The organism is Caballeronia sp. INML2 (genome assembly GCF_023631365.1).
GTDB lineage: Bacteria > Pseudomonadota > Gammaproteobacteria > Burkholderiales > Burkholderiaceae > Caballeronia > Caballeronia turbans.
Genome location: NZ_JALQDH010000057.1, coordinates 99,101 through 116,490, shown reverse-complemented (window position 1 = coordinate 116,490; position 17,390 = coordinate 99,101). Strand labels below are relative to the sequence as shown.

The 17,390-nt window shown below is 63.5% G+C and carries 15 protein-coding genes; 10 read left to right on the top strand and 5 right to left on the bottom strand.

All coding sequences use genetic code 11. The features are described 5' to 3' along the window. Positions 1 to 37 precede the first annotated feature (37 nt). Positions 38 to 2,548 (bottom strand): DNA ligase D, encoded by a 2,511-nt coding sequence (gene ligD / locus NCT32_RS20650; RefSeq protein ID WP_250477531.1) that lies wholly within the window; start codon positions 2,546 to 2,548, stop codon positions 38 to 40. 249 nt (positions 2,549 to 2,797) lie between these two features. On the opposite strand from ligD, the gene NCT32_RS20645 reads away from it, so the two are divergent. Next, entirely contained in the window at positions 2,798 to 3,715 is a 918-nt protein-coding gene (locus NCT32_RS20645; RefSeq protein WP_061120475.1) for a Ku protein, read from the top strand. Beyond that, positions 3,712 to 4,554: a tetratricopeptide repeat protein gene (locus tag NCT32_RS20640; protein WP_061120405.1), complete on the top strand. Its 843-nt coding sequence runs from the start codon at positions 3,712 to 3,714 to the stop codon at positions 4,552 to 4,554. The genes NCT32_RS20645 and NCT32_RS20640 overlap by 4 nt, the downstream gene beginning before the upstream one ends. Positions 4,555 to 4,729: 175 nt before the next feature. On the opposite strand, the gene NCT32_RS20635 is transcribed toward NCT32_RS20640, so the two are convergent. Further along, a complete protein-coding gene (locus NCT32_RS20635; RefSeq protein WP_061120474.1) occupies positions 4,730 to 5,623 on the bottom strand; it encodes a LysR substrate-binding domain-containing protein in 894 nt (297 codons plus the stop codon). Positions 5,624 to 5,757: 134 nt separating this feature from the next. Between NCT32_RS20635 and NCT32_RS20630 the strand changes: the two genes are divergently transcribed. The 4 genes from NCT32_RS20630 (at position 5,758) to NCT32_RS20615 (ending at position 11,061) form a co-directional block, all read left to right on the top strand. Continuing rightward, the gene (locus NCT32_RS20630) at positions 5,758 to 6,939 is read left to right on the top strand and encodes a M20 aminoacylase family protein (RefSeq protein WP_061120404.1); all 1,182 of its coding nucleotides are present in this window, start codon (positions 5,758 to 5,760) and stop codon (positions 6,937 to 6,939) included. Positions 6,940 to 6,956: 17 nt separating this feature from the next. Then, positions 6,957 to 8,273, top strand: coding sequence for an MFS transporter (locus NCT32_RS20625; RefSeq protein WP_061120403.1), 1,317 nt, complete (start codon positions 6,957 to 6,959; stop codon positions 8,271 to 8,273). 141 nt (positions 8,274 to 8,414) lie between these two features. After that, on the top strand, positions 8,415 to 10,127 hold the full coding sequence (locus NCT32_RS20620; protein ID WP_061120037.1) for an IlvD/Edd family dehydratase: 1,713 nt from the start codon (positions 8,415 to 8,417) through the stop codon (positions 10,125 to 10,127). A 13-nt stretch (positions 10,128 to 10,140) separates the two neighbouring features. Then, the gene (locus NCT32_RS20615) at positions 10,141 to 11,061 is read left to right on the top strand and encodes a dihydrodipicolinate synthase family protein (protein ID WP_250477530.1); all 921 of its coding nucleotides are present in this window, start codon (positions 10,141 to 10,143) and stop codon (positions 11,059 to 11,061) included. Position 11,062: 1 nt separating this feature from the next. Here NCT32_RS20615 and NCT32_RS20610 read toward each other — a convergent pair whose 3' ends face one another. Both NCT32_RS20610 and NCT32_RS20605 read right to left on the bottom strand, forming a co-directional pair. Further along, positions 11,063 to 12,037 (bottom strand): helix-turn-helix domain-containing GNAT family N-acetyltransferase, encoded by a 975-nt coding sequence (locus NCT32_RS20610; RefSeq protein WP_061120036.1) that lies wholly within the window; start codon positions 12,035 to 12,037, stop codon positions 11,063 to 11,065. 336 nt (positions 12,038 to 12,373) lie between these two features. Beyond that, positions 12,374 to 12,763, bottom strand: a complete 390-nt coding sequence (locus NCT32_RS20605) for a hypothetical protein (RefSeq protein ID WP_143756383.1) — start codon at positions 12,761 to 12,763, stop codon at positions 12,374 to 12,376. Between the two features lie 198 nt (positions 12,764 to 12,961). On the opposite strand from NCT32_RS20605, the gene NCT32_RS20600 reads away from it, so the two are divergent. From NCT32_RS20600 to NCT32_RS20585, 4 genes are all read left to right on the top strand, one after another. Then, positions 12,962 to 13,624, top strand: a complete 663-nt coding sequence (locus NCT32_RS20600) for a response regulator (protein WP_250490500.1) — start codon at positions 12,962 to 12,964, stop codon at positions 13,622 to 13,624. Then, positions 13,621 to 15,000 carry an ATP-binding protein gene (locus NCT32_RS20595; protein WP_061120033.1) on the top strand — a complete coding sequence of 460 codons (1,380 nt, stop codon included), beginning with the start codon at positions 13,621 to 13,623 and terminating at the stop codon, positions 14,998 to 15,000. Before NCT32_RS20600 ends, NCT32_RS20595 begins: the two co-directional genes overlap by 4 nt. An 80-nt stretch (positions 15,001 to 15,080) precedes the next feature. Further along, on the top strand, positions 15,081 to 15,299 hold the full coding sequence (locus NCT32_RS20590) for a hypothetical protein (protein WP_061120032.1): 219 nt from the start codon (positions 15,081 to 15,083) through the stop codon (positions 15,297 to 15,299). Positions 15,300 to 15,362: 63 nt separating this feature from the next. Further along, positions 15,363 to 16,409 (top strand): Gfo/Idh/MocA family protein, encoded by a 1,047-nt coding sequence (locus tag NCT32_RS20585; RefSeq protein ID WP_061120031.1) that lies wholly within the window; start codon positions 15,363 to 15,365, stop codon positions 16,407 to 16,409. A gap of 59 nt (positions 16,410 to 16,468) precedes the next feature. Here the strand turns inward: NCT32_RS20585 and NCT32_RS20580 are convergent, their stop codons facing one another. Beyond that, complete coding sequence (locus NCT32_RS20580; RefSeq protein ID WP_061120030.1) at positions 16,469 to 17,320, bottom strand: class I SAM-dependent methyltransferase; 852 nt, start codon at positions 17,318 to 17,320, stop codon at positions 16,469 to 16,471. Positions 17,321 to 17,390: the final 70 nt, after the last annotated feature.

Sequence of the window (17,390 nt, the reverse complement as noted above, 5' to 3'; positions counted from 1 at the left end):
TATGTTGTGCCGCGCTCGAGTCTCCGCGCAAAACCGCTTACGGCAGACGCTTGATCGCTGCTGCCAAAGATTGTCTGGCCGACCAGAAGTCCTTCCACGGGTCGCTCGCCTGGAAGCTCAGATATTCACGTGCCGTCTGGACATTCCACTGAGCGCCGGTCTTGAGGTCGGAAAGCTGCTCCCAAGCGACCGGCATCGAGACGCCCATTCCAGGTCGAGCCCGAGCGGAGAATGCCGAAGCGGTTGTTTGTCCTTTCCCGTTGCGCAGATAGTCGACATAGATTTTGCCGACTCGATTAGATGGTCCAGACACCGCCGAAAAGCGTTCAGGGATAGTCTTGGCAAGATGCCGAACGAACGATTGCGAGAAAGCCTTCACCTTCGCGTAGTCCAATCGCGGAGCCAGCGGCACGACGACATGCAACCCTTTGCCGCCGCTTGTCTTGAGCCAGGCCTGGATACCTAACTCGGACAGCAGTGTCCGAACCAGCATTGCCGCCTCCTGGACGTGATTCCATTTCACCGCCTCACCGGGGTCCAAGTCGAAGATGACTCTGTCAGGCGCGTCAAGCCGACGGACCACCGAGTTCCATGTATGGAATTCGATGGTGTTCATCTGAGCCGCGCTCAGCAACGCGTCCGCCGTATCGACCGTCAATAATGGCGGATGCTTTGGCCACAAATCGCGACTGTGAGCAGTCAGGCCAGGCATCGCGGTGCGCTCGGCGTGTTTCTGAAAGAAAAGGTTACCAGCGACACCGTCCGGCGCGCGAACGAGCGCGACAGGCCGATCTTTGATGTGAGGTAGCATCCGCTCCGCAACGCTCGCGTAATACCGAACAAGGTCTGCCTTCGTGACTGACGCCGACGAATCGATAACGCGCTCGGGATGGGTAATCTTGAGTTGCGGGGGCGGCTCGGGAGCTTGCGTCTTTCCACCCTCACGGACGACGGTGCGAGCAGTTTTGTCCAGGCGTAACCCGATAAAGGATGCTTGCCTTACCACACCTTCCGCCGTCCAGGCTGCAAACTCCACCTCTGCAACCAAAGTTGGTTGAACCCACCTCTCGCTGCCGGCTGCACGCTTGGACCATCGTCCGGGCTTCTTGACAGGCGTGTCGAACGGCGTCTTGTCAACCTCGAGAGGCGCGAGGCGGTGCCAAAGGTCTCGTGCGGTTTTGGAATCCCATCCGGTGCCGACACTTCCGGCGTCATGGAGCTTGTCGCCAACGTAATAGCCGAGCAACAAGCTGCCGACTTCCCCATCGTTGCCGCCACGTGCGGTCATGCCGCAAACAACGAACTCCTGTCTCAAGCGTGTCTTCGCTTTGAGCCACGTTTGCGTCCGGCCCGACTCATAAAGCGCATCTCGCCTTTTGAGAATCAGGCCCTCCAGGCCCAGTCCTGCAGCAGCCTGAAAAACCTGTGCGGCCGGTGCGTCGAAATTTTGACTGAACAACAGGTGTTCGCCCGAGTCCTCTAGAAGCTGTGCGAGTCGTGCTCGCCTTGCCCAGAGCGGCACTTTCCTGAGGTCGTCCCCGTCGATATACATCAGGTCAAAAAGGAAGAAGACAATTTCCTGATTCTTGGCGCCGTCAATGGCATCCTGAAGTGCCGAGAAGCTGGGAATGCCGTCCTTGAGCACGACAATCTCGCCGTCAATCCAGGCGCTTGAAAGCGGGAGTTCCAATAGCTCGGCGGCGAGCGTCGCAAACTTTGCCGTCCAGTCGTGGCCGTTTCGCGTGAACAATTTCACGCGCTTCTTATCAATTCGGGCGAGGAGGCGATAGCCGTCCAGTTTCGTTTCGGTTATCCAATCGCCGACCGCAGGCAGCGACTCAGCAAGCGTGGCCAGTTGTGGCTCCAGCTTTGCAGGCAGCGGCGCTCGTATTGCGGCCGACAGGTCAATCCGGAATTCGGCTGCGCGCGAGCGTCGCGCCGCCCTTGGCTCACGTTCTTCAATGAGCCCAAGCGGCTTCGCGGTGACGCTGTCAGGAAGCGCCTTTATCACATCGTACTCAGCGAGCGGGCGAGCCCACTCGTCGCGCTTTTTGAAGAGCATCCACTGGTCTTGCTTGTCGCCGGCCTTCGAAATGCGCACCAGCTCCCATAGGCCGGCGAGCTTCTCACCGTGCAGCCGAAAGACCAGCTTGCCCGCTTCCATTCCTTTAGCGGCGTCGCCCACCGGCTCCCACGTTCCGCGGTCCCACACAATGACAGTGCCGGCACCGTATTGCTTTGGAGGGATGGTGCCCTCGAAGGCAGCGTAATCGACGGGATGGTCCTCTACATGCACCGCCATCTGCTTTTTCCCGGGGTCGTAGCATGGACCTTTGGGTACCGCCCACGACAACAGCACGCCATTGAACTCGAGTCGAAAGTCGTAGTGCAGACGGCTCGCCCAGTGCTTCTGGATAACGAATCTGAGGCTACCAGTACCGACGGTCGTGTCACTGGTCGGTGCTGCCGGCTCGGGCGTGACGTTGAAGTCCCGCTTTTTCCGGTAGCGGGCCAGCGGGGGCGAGTTCGTGTCACGGGTAGGAACCATGATGGCGGTCCATAAGCAGAGCGGTGACCAAGCGCAGCTTGCCACCTCGAGCAAACTTTCAAACCAGCCGACGAAGCAAGCGACATGCCGTTCCGTTGCATGACGCCGGAAGCCGGAATGGCCTTCATCGCGGTTGCTGCCGTGCGGCGGCACACCTGGTGCTATCCTGTTTGCACGCCCTGGCGGCCGTGGGCGACGATTTCATCCTTTTCGTCCGGCGAAAGGCTAACAGCCGGCCAGGAGAAGCTCATGGTTGCTCGCTCCATTGCATCGCTTTCTCTGTCCTTTGGACTGGTCTCTATTCCCGTTCGACTGTACTCCGCCACAGAGAGCTCGTCCGACATTCGATTCAACCTGCTGGCCCCCGACGGCTCACGTGTGAAACAGCAGTATGTCTCGGAATCCACTGGGCAGGTCGTCGAGCGGGCTTCCATGCAGAAGGGTTACCAGTTTGAGAAGGACCGCTATGTCGTCTTCACCGGCGACGAATTGAAGGCGCTGGAGGAAGGCGCGAGTCATGTCGTCGAGATAGTCTCATTCGTTCCGGAAAAGTCAGTCGATCCCGTGTTTTACGACAAAGCGTATTTCATTGCGCCCGATAAACGCGGCGGGAAGCCATACAGCCTCTTGCAGCAGGCGCTCGCCGAGACCGGCAGATGTGCCTTGGCAAAATGGTCGTACAAAGGCAAGACGCGAATCGTCCAGGTTCGTCCAACGCCGGACGGCATGGTTTTTCAGCAGTTGCTGTTCGCAGACGAAGTCCGGTCTCTGAAGGACTTGAATATCGAACATGTCGCAGTTTCCGATTCCGAATTGAAGCTCGCGGTGCAAATCATCGAGCAGGGCGCAGAGGACAACTACGACGCTTCGGCCTACGAGGATGAAGAGAAAAAGCGCGTCCTGGCAGCTATCGACCGCAAGATTGAAGGCAAACAAATCGTAGCGCCCGAGGCTGGCGAAGCTGCACCGACTGGCGAAGTGATTGACTTGATGGAAGCGTTGCGCGCGAGTCTCGCCAAGAGCGGCGAGAAGACAAAGCCCACAGAAAAGCGGAAGACTGCGTCGAAAGCTGTTGAAGAACCGGTGGTTCCAAAAACACGCAAACCTGCCGCACGAGCGCCGAAGGTTGCCGCCGAAACTCCGGCGAAGGCGCGCGCACGCAAGTGAGCAAACGCGACGTATCGCACTACGTCTCACTCGCCAAGCTTCAATCGATGCTTGGCGTCTCGCGCGGCATCGTCGATGGACTCATCGAGTTAGGTCTCGTGACGCCTACCCGGGGACCTCGTAACGCCTTGCGCTTCACGTTCCAAGATGTCGTCCTTTTGCGCACGGCATTGCAGTTGCGGACGGCGAAGACCACGCCGCGTAAGCTGCGAGAGGCGCTCGCCCGACTCAAGCGCGACCTTCCTGACGAGCTTCCATTGTCCGGCATCCGCATCGCTGCCGAGGGAGACGCGATTGTCGTCAAGACGGGACCGTCGCGCTGGGACGCGGTAACGGGTCAGATGCTGCTCGACTTCGAAGTGGCCAGGGTCGGAGGCGATGTCGTGCTCTTTGACGCGACGCCAGAGCGCAAAAACACTGCGGCTGCTCAGGCACAGGAACGATATGAATTGGCTGAACAGTTGCTGGCGGCTGACCCGCGCGCTGCCGAGCGGAACTACAGGCGCGCCATCGAGCTGTCTCCCGAGCCCTTTTACGCTGCGTACGTCGACCTCGGCGCCTTATTGTGCGAGGACGAACATCAATGCGGTGAGGCGCTGCGCGTGTTCGACCAGGCGCTAGAGCATTTCCCGGACGATGCCGTGCTGCATTTCAACCGAGCGGTGGCGCTCGACACGATGGGGCGGCTCGATGAGGCAAGGAGGAGCTATGAACAGTGCCTCGCCATCGACCCGAATTACGCAGACGCTCACCACAACCTTGCCATCGTTCTCGACAAGCGCGGTGACCGGCGCGGCTTGATTCGCCACCTGAACGCTTACCGCAAGCTGAGTAATTGAATCCGGCAAGACGCTCCACATAGCCCTCTACCGCGGGCAAGGATGAGGGTCGAACGGTGTCTTAGCTTCAGGTGTCGCCCTTTGCTTTCGAAGCCCGGGAGGTAGACGAACCTGCGTGGCCCAAATTTTGAAAGACAGAATCCAGACTGAATCGGCATGAGACATTCGAGGCGTGTCACAGCGAACGCGCCGCATGTTGAAGGCATTCGAGCAACACCGTCGCGGCGGGCGTCAACGGACTGTCCCGCCGCGTCACGACGCGCACCGACACCGCGGGCAACGCATCGGCGATCGGAAAAACGGCGAGTCCTTCGCTGACCCACGGGTGTTCCAGCAACGCGGCGGGCATTGCGGCCAGCGCATCCGATCCGCGCAACAAGCCATGCGCGATGATGAAGCTCGGACACTCGATCACGCGCCTCGGCACCGCCAGACCGCGCTCGGCATACGAATCGAGCAGCGCCTGCGTCGAGCTTTCCGGCGACGGATTCAGGAGCCACTCCGCATCCGAGAGTTCCGCCAGCGACGTGCAGTGCCGCAACGGATGATCCGCCCGCCCGACGATCGCCGAGCGGCTCTCATACAGTTCGATGTGGTCGAACTCCGGCGCGAGATGCTCGGGCACGACCACCGCGACGACGAAGTCGAGCGAGCCGTCGCGCAAACGCGGCATCGCGACACCCGGAAAACCCTCGATGAAACTCACGCGCGCGTTCGGCATCTGTCGCCGGAACGCGCGATACGCCTGCGGCAGTATCGATAGCGCAGCCGTGGGCGTGACGGCCGCGCTCACACTTCCCGCACCCGCGCCTTTCATTTGCGTGATGTCGTCTTCGGCGCGGCGCATCTCGCTCACGATGAGATGCGCCCGCACGCGCAACTGCTGCCCGAATGCGGTCAACTGCACGCCGCGCGCGGTGCGTAGAACCAGCGGCACGCCGAGATCCTGTTCCAGCTCCTTGATTGCCTTCGTAAGCGCCGCCTGTGACAGATGAAGGCTGCGCGCGGCTGCACGGATGCTGCCTTGCTCGGCGGTCGTCAGAAACGCGCGCAACTGATGAATCTTCATGCTCATGAGCGACATCCTAGGGTTAGCACCGACAACCGATGGTATTCACGCAATAAATTTACCGTCTTTTGGTTTGCTTTTCGGCTTTATATGCTTGGGTTCACGTTGAATCCGCATCGAGCAAGGAGTGTCACATGCTGTCAGTCGAGCCCGTCATCCCCGGCATTGCCGCCATCGCAGCGCAATTCGTCGAAGTACGCCGGCGCATCCACGCGCATCCCGAGCTTGCGTACGAAGAAACGCAAACGAGCGATCTCGTGGCGGGACTGCTCACTCAATGGGGCTACGCCGTGCATCGCGGGCTCGGCAAGACGGGCGTCGTCGGCGTGTTGAAGGAGGGCGCGGGCAGCAAGCGCATCGGCCTGCGCGCGGACATGGATGCCTTGCCCATCGAAGAAGCGACCGGCCTGCCGTACGCCAGCAAGCACGCGCGAACGATGCACGCATGCGGCCACGACGGCCATACCGCGATGCTCCTGTGCGCGGCGCGCTATCTTGCCGAGAGCCGCCAGTTTTCCGGCACGCTGATCGTCATCTTCCAGCCCGCCGAGGAAGGCGAGGCGGGCGCGCGCGCGATGATCGAAGACGGCCTCTTCGAAAAGTTTCCGTGCGATGCCGTGTTCGGCCTGCACAACATGCCCGGCCTGCCCGCGGGCGACATGTTCTTCACGCCGGGCCCGGGCATGGCTTCGTCCGACCGCGTGAACATCACCGTGCGCGGCGTCGGCGGTCATGGCGCGATGCCGCATGTCGCATGCGATCCGATGCCGGCCGTCGCGTCGATCATGCTGGGCCTGAACAGCATCGTCGCGCGCGAAGTGGATGCGCAGAAGCCTGCCGTCGTCACCGTCGGCAGCGTGCAGGCAGGCGAGGCGTGCAACGTGATTCCCGAGACCGCGCTGATGAAGCTCTCGGTGCGCGCGCTCGACGCGGGCGTGCGCAAGCAGCTCCAGGAACGCATCACGGCGCTCGCAAATGCGCAGGCGCTTGCATTCGGCTGCACGGCGCAGATCGATTACGAACTCGGCTATCCGGTGCTCGTGAATCACGAAGAGCCGACCGCCTTCGCCACCGATGTCGCGACGAAGATGCTCGGCGCGCAGCGCGTCGAGCCGGCCGCGCGGCCGCTGATGGGCAGCGAGGACTTCGCGTTCATGCTCGAAGCCTGCCCCGGCACCTATGCGTGGATCGGCAACGGCGTCGGCTCGAAGGGCGGCTGCATGGTCCACAACCCGGCCTACGATTTCAACGACGACATCCTCGCTATCGGTGCGAGCTACTGGGTGCGCCTGGCCGAAGCCTGGCTCGCCGACTGATCCCTTCGGAGCACATCATGAACGCACCCACCATCGCCCGCGCGCCGGCGAATGTATCGACGCCCACGAGCCGCGCAGCGCGCACGCGGCTTGTCATGGCGGCGGCAGTCGGCAATGCGCTCGAGTTCTACGACTTCACGGTCTATGCGTTCTTCGCGCTCGTCATCGGCAAGCTGTTCTTTCCGGTGCACGATCCGGTCGGCCAGTTGCTCCTTGCCGTGGCGAGCTTCGGCGTCGGGTTCTTCACGCGGCCCGTGGGCGGCCTGTTGATCGGCATGTACGCCGACCGCGCCGGACGCAAGAAAGCGATGCTGCTCACGCTCGGCCTGATGGCGCTCGGCACCGCGATGATCGCGGCCGCGCCGACGTTCGCGCAGATCGGCATCGCCGCGCCCGTCATCCTCGTGATCGCGCGCCTGATACAAGGCTTCTCGGCGGGCGGCGAAGTGGGCGCATCGACCACGCTGCTGCTCGAACAGGCGCCGTCGAATCGACGCGGCTTCTACGCATCGTGGCAGTTCGCGAGTCAGGGACTCTCGGCGCTCGCGGGCGCGCTGACCGGCGTCGTGCTGACGGCATCGCTCACGTCCTCGCAACTGGAGAGCTGGGGCTGGCGCGTGCCGTTCATCATCGGCACCGCGATCGTGCCGGTCGGCTGGTGGCTGCGCCGCACGATGGAAGAAGCGCCGCGCGAAAGCGTGGCCGCCGCGCCGAAAGCGCCGAAGCTCCCGCTCGTCACCGTGCTTCGCGAGCATGGCCGCGCGGTGCTCAACGGTTTGGGTCTCACGATCGGCGGCACGTCGGCGCACTTCATCATCGTGTTCTATCTGTCGATCTACGGCGTGAAGACGCTCGGCCTGCCGGGCTGGACGTCGATGCTCTCCGGCTGCGTATCGGGCGCGATTCTCTTCATCGTTGCGCCGATCGGCGGGTATCTGTCGGATCGCATCGGCCGCAACAAGCTCGCGCAGACGACGCGCATCCTGCTCATGCTCGCGATCTGGCCGGCGTTCGCGCTCCTGAACATGTCGCCGACGACCGAAACGCTGCTCGCGGTCGTCACGGCGCTCTCGATCGTGCATTCGCTCAATGTCGGCCCGACCGGCGCGATGCTCGGCGAACTGTTCCCGCGTTCCGTGCGGGCGACGGGCGCGGCGATCGTCTACAGCCTGGGCGTCGCGATCTTCGGCGGCTTTGCGCAGTTTTTCGTGACTTCGCTCATCGTCATCACGAAGAGCGTGATGGCGCCCGCGTGGTACGTGATCGGCTGCGGCGTGTTCTCCGTGATCGCCGTGGCGTGCATGCGCGACAGATCGAAGGACGCGCTCGACTGATCGTCAAATCTTGCGCCTGACGCGCGCCGGATGCGAAGCGAGGTGTATAACTCGACGTATCCGGGTTTTGAAAAAGGCCGCTCGCGCGGTCTTTTTCACTGGATCCCACACTATGAAGAAAGCGCGATAAAGGGGACATCCATGCGCAAGCTACGCTCGCAAAGCTGGTTCGGCGGCAACGACAAAGACGCCTTCATCCACCGCTCGTGGATGAAAAATCAGGGCATCCCTCACGATCAGTTCGATGGCCGGCCGGTCATCGGCATCTGCAATACATGGTCGGAACTCACGCCTTGCAACGCGCATTTCCGCGAGCTCGCCGAGTATGTGAAGCGCGGCGTGCGCGAGGCGGGCGGCCTGCCGCTCGAATTCCCGGTGATGTCGCTCGGCGAATCGAATCTGCGGCCCACGGCGATGCTGTTTCGCAACCTCGCGTCGATGGACGTCGAAGAGTCGATCCGCGGCAATCCCATCGATGGCGTCATTCTTCTCGTCGGCTGCGACAAGACCACGCCGGCCCTGCTGATGGGCGCGGCGTCGTGCAATCTGCCCGCGCTCGCGGTATCGGGCGGACCGATGCTGAACGGGCGCTTTCGCGGCGGCACGATCGGTTCGGGCACGGGCGTATGGCAGATGTCGGAGGAAGTGCGCGCGGGCAAGATGACGCAGGAGGAATTCGTCGAAGCCGAATCGTGCATGAACCGCTCGCGCGGCCATTGCATGACGATGGGCACTGCGTCCACGATGGCGTCGATGGTCGAATCGCTCGGCATGGGCCTGCCGCACAACGCCGCGATTCCCGCCGTCGACGCGCGCCGTCAGGTGCTCGCGCATATGGCGGGGCGGCGCATCGTCGGGATGGTCAAGGAGGATCTCACGATGGACAAGATCCTCACGCGCGAAGCCTTCGAGAACGCGATCCGCACGAACGCGGCCATCGGCGGATCGACGAATGCGGTCGTGCATCTGATTGCGCTGGCGAAACGCATCGGCGTCGAACTGAAGCTCGAGGACTGGGAACTCGGGTCCGACGTGCCGTGCCTCGTGAACCTGCAACCATCGGGCGAGTATCTGATGGAAGACTTCTATTACGCGGGCGGCTTGCCCGCGGTCCTGCGTCAGCTCGGCGAGCAAGGCTTGCTGCATCGCGATGCGCTCACGGTGAACGGCCGGACGATCTGGGACAACGTGAGCGAAGCGCCCAACTACGACGATAAGGTCATCACCCGGTTCGAGAAGCCGTTCAAGCCGCACGCGGGCATCGCGGTGCTGAAGGGCAATCTCGCGCCGAACGGCGCGGTCATCAAGCCATCGGCGGCGACGCAATCCTTGCTGAAGCATCGCGGGCGCGCGGTCGTGTTCGAAAACGTCGAGGACTTGCACGCGAAAGTCGACGACGATTCGCTCGATATCGACGAGCACTGCATCATGGTCCTGAAGGGCGCGGGGCCGAAGGGTTATCCGGGTTTCGCCGAAGTCGGCAACATGCCGCTGCCGAAAAAAGTGCTGCAAAAGGGCATCACCGACATGGTCCGCATTTCCGATGGCCGCATGAGCGGCACCGCATACGGCGCGGTCGTGCTGCACGTGTCACCGGAGGCCGCGGCGGGCGGCCCGCTTGCGCTCGTGCAGACAGGCGACATGATCGAGCTCGACGTCGAGGCGCGCCGTCTGCATCTCGAAGTGTCGGACGAAGAACTGGCAAAGCGCCGCGCCGCATGGCAAGCGCCCGAGCTGCCGAGGCGGGGCTATTACCGCTTGTACGTGGAGCATGTCTTGCAGGCGGATCAGGGCGCGGACCTGGATTTCCTCGTCGGTTCGAGCGGCGCGCCGGTGCCGCGCGATTCACATTGAGCGGAGACGATCGATGTCACAACATCAAACGCCGCCGTCCGGCATGTGGCCGGTGCTCTACGCCTACTTCGACGCGCTGAACCGGCTCGACGGCGACGCCACGCGCAGACAGATCGACGCGACCATCGCGGCGGGCGCGCCCGCGATCGTCACGCTCGGTCTTGCAACTGAAGTGAATCGCCTGTCCGACGCCGAAAAGCGCACGATGATCGACGACTGTGCCGCGCACATCGCGGGCCGCGTGCCGCTCGCGGTCACGATCACCGGCGACAGCATCGAGCGCCAAGTCGCGCTCGCTGACTACGCGCTCGAACGCGGCGCATCATGGCTCATCCTTCAGCCGCCATCGATACGCGGCGAGCCCGAAGCCTTCTATTACGAGTTCTTCGCATCGGTGCTCGAACGAACCGGCGCGAACGCAGGCATTCAGAACGCGCCGGAATATCTCGGCGTTGGTCTGTCCGCCGAATCGATCGCCGCGCTCGCGGCCGAGCAGCCCAACTTTCGTTTGCTGAAAGGCGAAGGCCCGGCCGGGACGATCCGCGCGACCATCGAACGCCTGCGCGCGCTCGAACAGCCTCTCGCGGTGTTCAACGGACGCGGCGGTCAGGAACTCGTCGACAACCTGCGCGCGGGCTGCGACGGCCTGATCGTCGCGCCGGATGCGTTCGATCGCCAGGTGGCGATCCATCAGGCGTTCGTCGAAGGGCACGAGCACGACGCCGAATCGCTGTATGCACAAACGCTGCCGGAAATCGTCTTCGTGATGCAGTCCCTGGAAACGCTCACCTGTTACGGCAAGCGCATCGCGGCATGGCGCATGGGCTTCGATGTCGTGCACGATCGCGGCGCGCGACCGACCCCGTTCGGCATCGAATGCGCACGGCGGTTCGCGCAACGCCTCGGGCCGGCGTCGCGCGTTTTGCGTGGATGAATCATCGAACCGGGCGGCGCGCGAAGCGCTGCTCGATCACCGACGTCCCCCATTGCGTGCCTTCGGCTTCATCGGTCAAGGTGAAGCCGAAGGATTCGTACAGATGGCGCGCGGCGTCGAGGCTCTTGAAGGTCCAGAGATACGTCTCGTCGTAGTGGGCATCGACGAAATCCATCGCGCGCGCCATCAGTTGCCGGCCCACGCCGCTGCCGCGCAATGTATCGTCGATGATGAACCAGCGCAGATGCGCGACGCGCGTCTTCGCATCGCCGTCGATGGCGAGCGAGCCGAGCGTGCGTTCGCCGTCCATGACGAGCCACAGCGCCTTGCCGGGCGCGGGCAGGCTCTCGGCGAACGCGGCCAGTTCGGTGGCGACCTTGCGCTCGAAGTAGACGCCAAAGCCCGCATGATGCGCATAGAAGCGCGCGTGCAGGCTCGTTACATCGCCGATGCAGCCCGGCCGGTATCCCTCGACGACGCGCGCATTCGGCGCCTGCGCGGCGTGCGCCGTCTTGTGGTCGTGACCGTGCGCGAGCGCATCGGCGTAGAGCGCGAGCGAGCGCACGAGCGTCTGCTGATCCTCGGGCACCATGCGGCGCAGCGCATCGGAGACCTGATCGGTCGCGAACTTGTCGATCTTTCTGCGCAGCTTCTGGCCTGCCGCCGTGAGATAGAGCTCGGACGAGCGCGCATCATCGCTGGATGTTTGCCGCGTGACGAGCCCCGCCGCTTCGAGCCGCGCAATCTGCCGGCTCGCGTTGGACTTGTCCAGTCGCAAGATCTGCGCGATGTCGCGCGCCTGAATGCCGGGTGTCGCGCCGATCTCGATGATCGCGTGCACCGCTGACGGCGGCAGGCCGCTCTCGGCGAGCGTGTTGCGCATGAAGCCCAGTTCGCGCACGAGCTTGCGCGAGAACTCGCGCAATTCGAGGATCGTTTTATCGCGGGATTGAACGGGTGTGTCGATGAAATCCATGACGGCTCCATCGGTTGCAAAGCGCAACCATGTCCGTTCAATTTAGTTGCGGCATGCAACTTTCGCAAGAAAAATCGTGCTCCCGAAAATGCTCACCTTTAGCCGCGATCGCGTGCGAATGGATCTCCACAGTTGCCTTGCACAGCGCAGTGATTCGAATGCGTGTCGAGAACCGAAGCCTGCCTTCGCAAACCTTAAGAGATGCTTAGACAAGCGAACGCATGCGCATTGAAATTGCGATGAAAGGCATGTGTATCGTCGCGTGAGGAAACTACCGTGGACGAAAAAAAAACCCGGCGGAGAGGCCGGGCGAAGGTGGTCGGGCGAGTTCCGAGTTCACGCCCGACCGCGTGGCACTCTGCAGGACGCCGCGGCGCGCGGACAGGTCTGCGCGCCGCTGAGCCGGGAGCCGGCGGGATGAAGTTCCACATGAAGCTGCACGAGCCAGTCGCCCGGGCAGGCTCCGTCGATCACGAGCTTGTCCGAAGCCCAGGCGATGCGGCGTGCCGAACGGGCGGCATCGAATGCGAGCCTCGCAATGCGCCGCACGACGAGCACGATGCCCGCGGCGCTCGCGAGAGTCGCAAGGCGCACCGCGGTACTTCCGAGCGCATTCACGTGGCCCGCGCAGCCGCAGACCGTGAGCCACGCGGCATCCGACGCGGCGATGCACCAGGCGATCAGCACCGCATTCGCACGCAGGGAAGCAAGAGTGGACGATCGCATCGGCATCTCCGGGCCGCACGGCCGCGAATCGGCGCGCTCGACGGTATAGTGCGGGGACGAAGCTTATGCAATGCTTAAGCAGGACGCGCACGACGCCGATAACGGGGCCACGATGTGCGGCAGCGCGCAAAACTTAAGTGGCGCTTAAGCATGCAGGCCGGACAATCGGTGCGACCTGTTCGAGCCTGGAGAAAGCGCATGCGCCTGTTATTGGTGGAGGACGACGAGATGATCGCGGAAACCGTGCTCGCCGCGCTGCGTCGCGGGGGTTACACCGTCGACTGGGCGCAGGACGGCCGGGCGGCGGAGCTTTCGCTCGGCAACGGCGTCTACGACCTCGTGCTGCTGGACCTGAATCTGCCCAAGCGCGACGGTCTCGACATGCTCGCCACGTATCGCAAGAACGGCGGCGATGCGCCCGTGATGATCCTGACCGCGCGCGATGCCGTCGACGACCGCATCCGTGGCCTCGATGCCGGCGCGGACGACTACCTGATGAAGCCCTTCGATCTCGACGAGCTCGCCGCCCGCGTGCGCGCGCTTCTGAGACGCCGCACGGGCCACAAGCATCCGGTGTATTCGCACGGCGAGCTGACCCTCGATCCCGCCGCGCACGAAGCAGGCAAGGGCGGCGTCGCGCTCAACCTCGTGCCGCGCGAGTTCGCGCTGCTGCAGGCGCTGATCGAGGAGCCGTCGCGCGTGTTTCGCCGCTCGGAGCTCGAAGAAAAGCTGTACGGCTGGGGTGAGGAAGTCGGCAGCAACGCGATCGAAGTCCATGTGCACAGCTTGCGGCGCAAGATCGGCGCGGAGGAAATCGTGACGGTGCGCGGTGTCGGTTATCGCCTGAAGAGGATCGGATGACATCAATTCGCCGATGGCTGCTCGGATGGCTCTTATGCGGCCTCGGCGTCGCCTGTCTGATCGCGGGTATCGGCATTTTCAGCACGGCGCGGCTTGAAGCGGGCGAGCTCTTCGACTACGAGCTGCGCACCGTCGCGCTCTCGCTGCCGCACAACATCAACGCCGACGATGTCGCGCAAGGGCGCGATCACGAACTGCATGGCATTGCGGATGACAGGCTCGTCATCGACATTTGGGACCGGTCCGGCCGGCTCATCTATCACTCGCCTCACGAGCCCGCGCTGCCGCGTTTTGGCGTGGGTTTCGGCTCCGCCGAGCGCGAAGGCTATCGCTGGCGCGCGTTTGGCGTCGCGCAGCAAGACCGTTTCATCCAGGTGGCCCAGCCCTATTTCATTCGCGACGATCTCGCCATCTCGCTCGCGCTGCGCACGATCTGGCCGCTCGCCTTGCTCATTCCGGTGATCGTCGTGATCGTGCTCTTCGTCGTCGCGCGCGGGCTTTCGCCGGTGCGCTGGCTGTCGCACTCGCTCGCCGCGCGCTCGCCGGAATCGCTCAAACCCATTGCATTCGACAAGCCGATGCCCGACGAACTGCATCCCCTTGTCAACGCGTTGAATGATCTGCTCGGGCGCCTCGGTGACGCGTCGCAGGCGCAGCGCACGTTCGTCGCGGATGCGGCTCACGAGTTGCGCACGCCGCTCACGGCGCTCAAGCTGCAAATCCAGGGCGCGATCGGCGACGGTTCGCTTCAGGTCGATGCCGCGACGCTCGCGAAAATCGATGGCCGGCTGAATCGGCTCATCCATCTCGCGCAGCAACTGCTCAGCATGGCGCGCGAAGATGCCGCGCGCGAGGCGGCTATCGCGCCGATGAGCCTGCGCGCGCTGTGCGAACTCCGCGTGAGCGATTTCTCCTTGCTGGCCGAAGCGCGCTCGATCGATCTCGGCCTCGAGCTCGAACAGGCGCGGGACGAACACGACGCGTTCACCGTCATGGGCGACATGCACGCGCTCGCCGTGCTCGTGAACAACCTGCTCGACAACGCGATCCGTCATACGCCGCACGGCGGACGCGTCGACGTGACGTTGCGGCGCGAAGCGGAAGGCATCGCGCTGACCGTGCTCGATTCCGGTCCGGGCATTCCGGAAAGCGAGATCGATCGCGTCTGCGACCGCTTCTATCGCTGCGTGGGCACGTCGGGGCATGGCAGCGGGCTCGGCCTCGCGATCGCGCTGCGCGTCGCACAACGGCATCACGCGACGCTCGAAGTCACGAATCGCGACGATGCGAGCGGACTCATCGTCCGGGTGCGCGGCTTGCGCGCGGTTGCATCGGCGCCGCACGCGAAGGACATCGTCAGCGGAATGCATGTGTGAATGAAAGCGCAAGAAGCGGGGCGTCATCCGTTCCAGGCGCGACGATGCTTGTCGTTTCATCTCTCCATGCCGGGCCTATCATGAAGAAGCTCGTCCTTTGCGCATGTCTCGCATGGACCTGCGCCGTGCTTGCGGCCAATGTCGACGCGCCTGCTACCGCTTCGGCCGCGGCGTCCGAACCGAAGACGCTGAAAGAGCGCCTGGGCGACAAGGCAAGCGACGAGCAACGGGTCGACAATTGCCACGTCCCCGCCGATCAGCGCGGCACGAAGATTCGCCCCGACAGGTGCGCGCCCTGAAGCATGGGCGGATGTGTTACCTTTCGAGAATGAACCATTTGGTACAAACTCAAGGAGCCCGCCTTGTCTTCCACTCAAGCATCATCCGTCCTGCGCCTCGGCATTCTCGGCGGCGCGAACATCGCCAGGCAGTTCGCGCGTGACGTCAGGCCGAGCGAGCGCGTGCGCGTCGTGGCTGTCGCGAGCCGCAGCGACGAAAACGCGAAAGCCTTCGCGCAAGCGAACGGCATCGACACATGGTTCGGCAGCTATGATGCGCTGCTTGCGAGCCCGGATATCGACGCCGTCTATATTCCGCTGCCCAACAGCCTGCATGCCGAATGGGCGATCAAGGCCGCGGACCACGGCAAGCACATACTGTGCGAAAAGCCGCTTGCGCTCGACCGCGACGAAGCCGTGCGCATGTTCGAGGCCGCCGATCGCAACGGCGTGATGCTGCTCGAATCGTTCCCGTATTACTTCCAGCCGCAGACCGCCGCGATGATGGCGCTGATCGGCGAAGGCGCGATCGGCGAGGTGCGCGCGATTCAGGCGAGCTTCGGCTTCACGGTGGGCAATCCCGGCGCGAACATCCGCATGAAGCCCGAGCTCGGCGGCGGCGCGCTGCTCGACGCGGGCAGCTATCCGCTGAGCCTCATTCGCCTCGTGATGGGATGCGCCCCGCAACGCGTCGATGCAATCGCGACGTGGGCCGACAGCAAGGTCGACATCAGTCTCATGGCGACGCTCGTCTATGCCGATGGCCGCCGCGCGCAGGTCTCGTGCGCGATGGATGCGGCGAATCATCGTTACGCGACGATCATCGGCTCGCAAGGCACCATCGACACCGAGTATCTCAATCATACGAGCGCAGAAACGGCCGGCGACCAGTACGGCTATCTGCCGAGCCAGATGCGCGTGCGGCGCGGCATTCCGAATTCGGTGCCGTTCGAGCCGGTCGCATCCGATGTGGGCAGCGGCTTCTTCTTCGCGGCGGAAAGCTTCGCGCGCATGGTTGCGACGCGCGACGCCGCCGCGATCGAGTACTACGCGCAGGTGAGCCTCGACAATGCCGCGACGCTCGCGGCGATCAGCGAAAGCGCGCGCAGCGAGAAGCCCGTCACGCTTTGAGTGGCCGAAGCGATTCACGCGCCGGCCGGACGCGTGAATCGCGCGTCATGCGCCGCACATCAACGCTTGACGATCACCACTTCCATGTACTCGCTCGGCACCACGAGCGACGACGTTCCCGCCACATTGCAGCGTTCGAGCAGGCCGGTGATATCGCGTTCCAGTTCCGCCTGCTTCGCGGAATCGAGCGTGGCGAACGCGCGGTGCACCGGTCCGTAAAAATCGCGGAACACCTGAATCCAGTGCGCGCCCGATTCATAGCGCATGTTGAAGTGCTTGCGCACGCAACGAATGTCCGCCGCCTCCGACCCGAACAGCGCGACGAGATGCGGCTCGGTGCCCCAGAGCGCGGGCGATTGCAGGCCCGCGGGCGGCGGTACATAAGCGCCGATGATCTTGAACAACTGCCCGATGAAACCTTCGGGCGTCCAGTTCGCCATGCCGATGCGCCCGCCGCTCTTTGCCACACGAAGCATCTCGCTCGCGGGACGCTTGTGATCCGGCGTGAACATTGCGCCATAGGTGGACAGGACGACATCGAAGCTGCCGTCGTCAAAGGGCAGGTCTTCCGCATCGGCCACCTTGAAATCGACCGCGAGCCCTTCGGCCTGCGCGCGCGCCCGGCCCTTTTCCAGCAACGCGGGCACGTAGTCGGTCGATGTCACGTGAGCGAAGCGTCGTGCCGCGGCGAGCGTCGCGTTGCCGTTGCCGGCGGCGATATCGAGGACGCGTTCGCCGGCGCGCACGTCGACCGCTTCGGCAAGCATCTCGCCGACGATCTGCAACGTCGTGCCGATGACCGCAAAGTCTCCGCTTGCCCAGGTGGCCTGTTGCCGGGACTTGATCGCGGCGAAGTCGGGCTGCGGATTGATCGGCTCGTTGCGAACCGCGGATGTATTCAACGCATGCATGGTTCCTTCTCCAGATTCCAGATGATGTGTCGAGCAACGCCCTGATGGCGGGCAACGGCAGTATCCCGTT

Excerpts from the sequence above, each read along its gene's own strand:
- ligD (WP_250477531.1), bottom strand. The coding sequence starts at position 2,548 with ATGGTTCCTACCCGTGACACGAACTCGCCCCCGCTGGCCCGCTACCGG.
- NCT32_RS20590 (WP_061120032.1), top strand. The coding sequence starts at position 15,081 with ATGAAGAAGCTCGTCCTTTGCGCATGTCTCGCATGGACCTGCGCCGTG.
- NCT32_RS20615 (WP_250477530.1), top strand. The coding sequence starts at position 10,141 with ATGTCACAACATCAAACGCCGCCGTCCGGCATGTGGCCGGTGCTCTAC.
- NCT32_RS20630 (WP_061120404.1), top strand. The coding sequence starts at position 5,758 with ATGCTGTCAGTCGAGCCCGTCATCCCCGGCATTGCCGCCATCGCAGCG.
- NCT32_RS20600 (WP_250490500.1), top strand. The coding sequence starts at position 12,962 with ATGCGCCTGTTATTGGTGGAGGACGACGAGATGATCGCGGAAACCGTG.
- NCT32_RS20620 (WP_061120037.1), top strand. The coding sequence starts at position 8,415 with ATGCGCAAGCTACGCTCGCAAAGCTGGTTCGGCGGCAACGACAAAGAC.
- NCT32_RS20635 (WP_061120474.1), bottom strand. The coding sequence starts at position 5,623 with ATGAAGATTCATCAGTTGCGCGCGTTTCTGACGACCGCCGAGCAAGGC.
- NCT32_RS20645 (WP_061120475.1), top strand. The coding sequence starts at position 2,798 with ATGGTTGCTCGCTCCATTGCATCGCTTTCTCTGTCCTTTGGACTGGTC.
- NCT32_RS20595 (WP_061120033.1), top strand. The coding sequence starts at position 13,621 with ATGACATCAATTCGCCGATGGCTGCTCGGATGGCTCTTATGCGGCCTC.
- NCT32_RS20625 (WP_061120403.1), top strand. The coding sequence starts at position 6,957 with ATGAACGCACCCACCATCGCCCGCGCGCCGGCGAATGTATCGACGCCC.
- NCT32_RS20605 (WP_143756383.1), bottom strand. The coding sequence starts at position 12,763 with ATGCGATCGTCCACTCTTGCTTCCCTGCGTGCGAATGCGGTGCTGATC.
- NCT32_RS20610 (WP_061120036.1), bottom strand. The coding sequence starts at position 12,037 with ATGGATTTCATCGACACACCCGTTCAATCCCGCGATAAAACGATCCTC.
- NCT32_RS20580 (WP_061120030.1), bottom strand. The coding sequence starts at position 17,320 with ATGCATGCGTTGAATACATCCGCGGTTCGCAACGAGCCGATCAATCCG.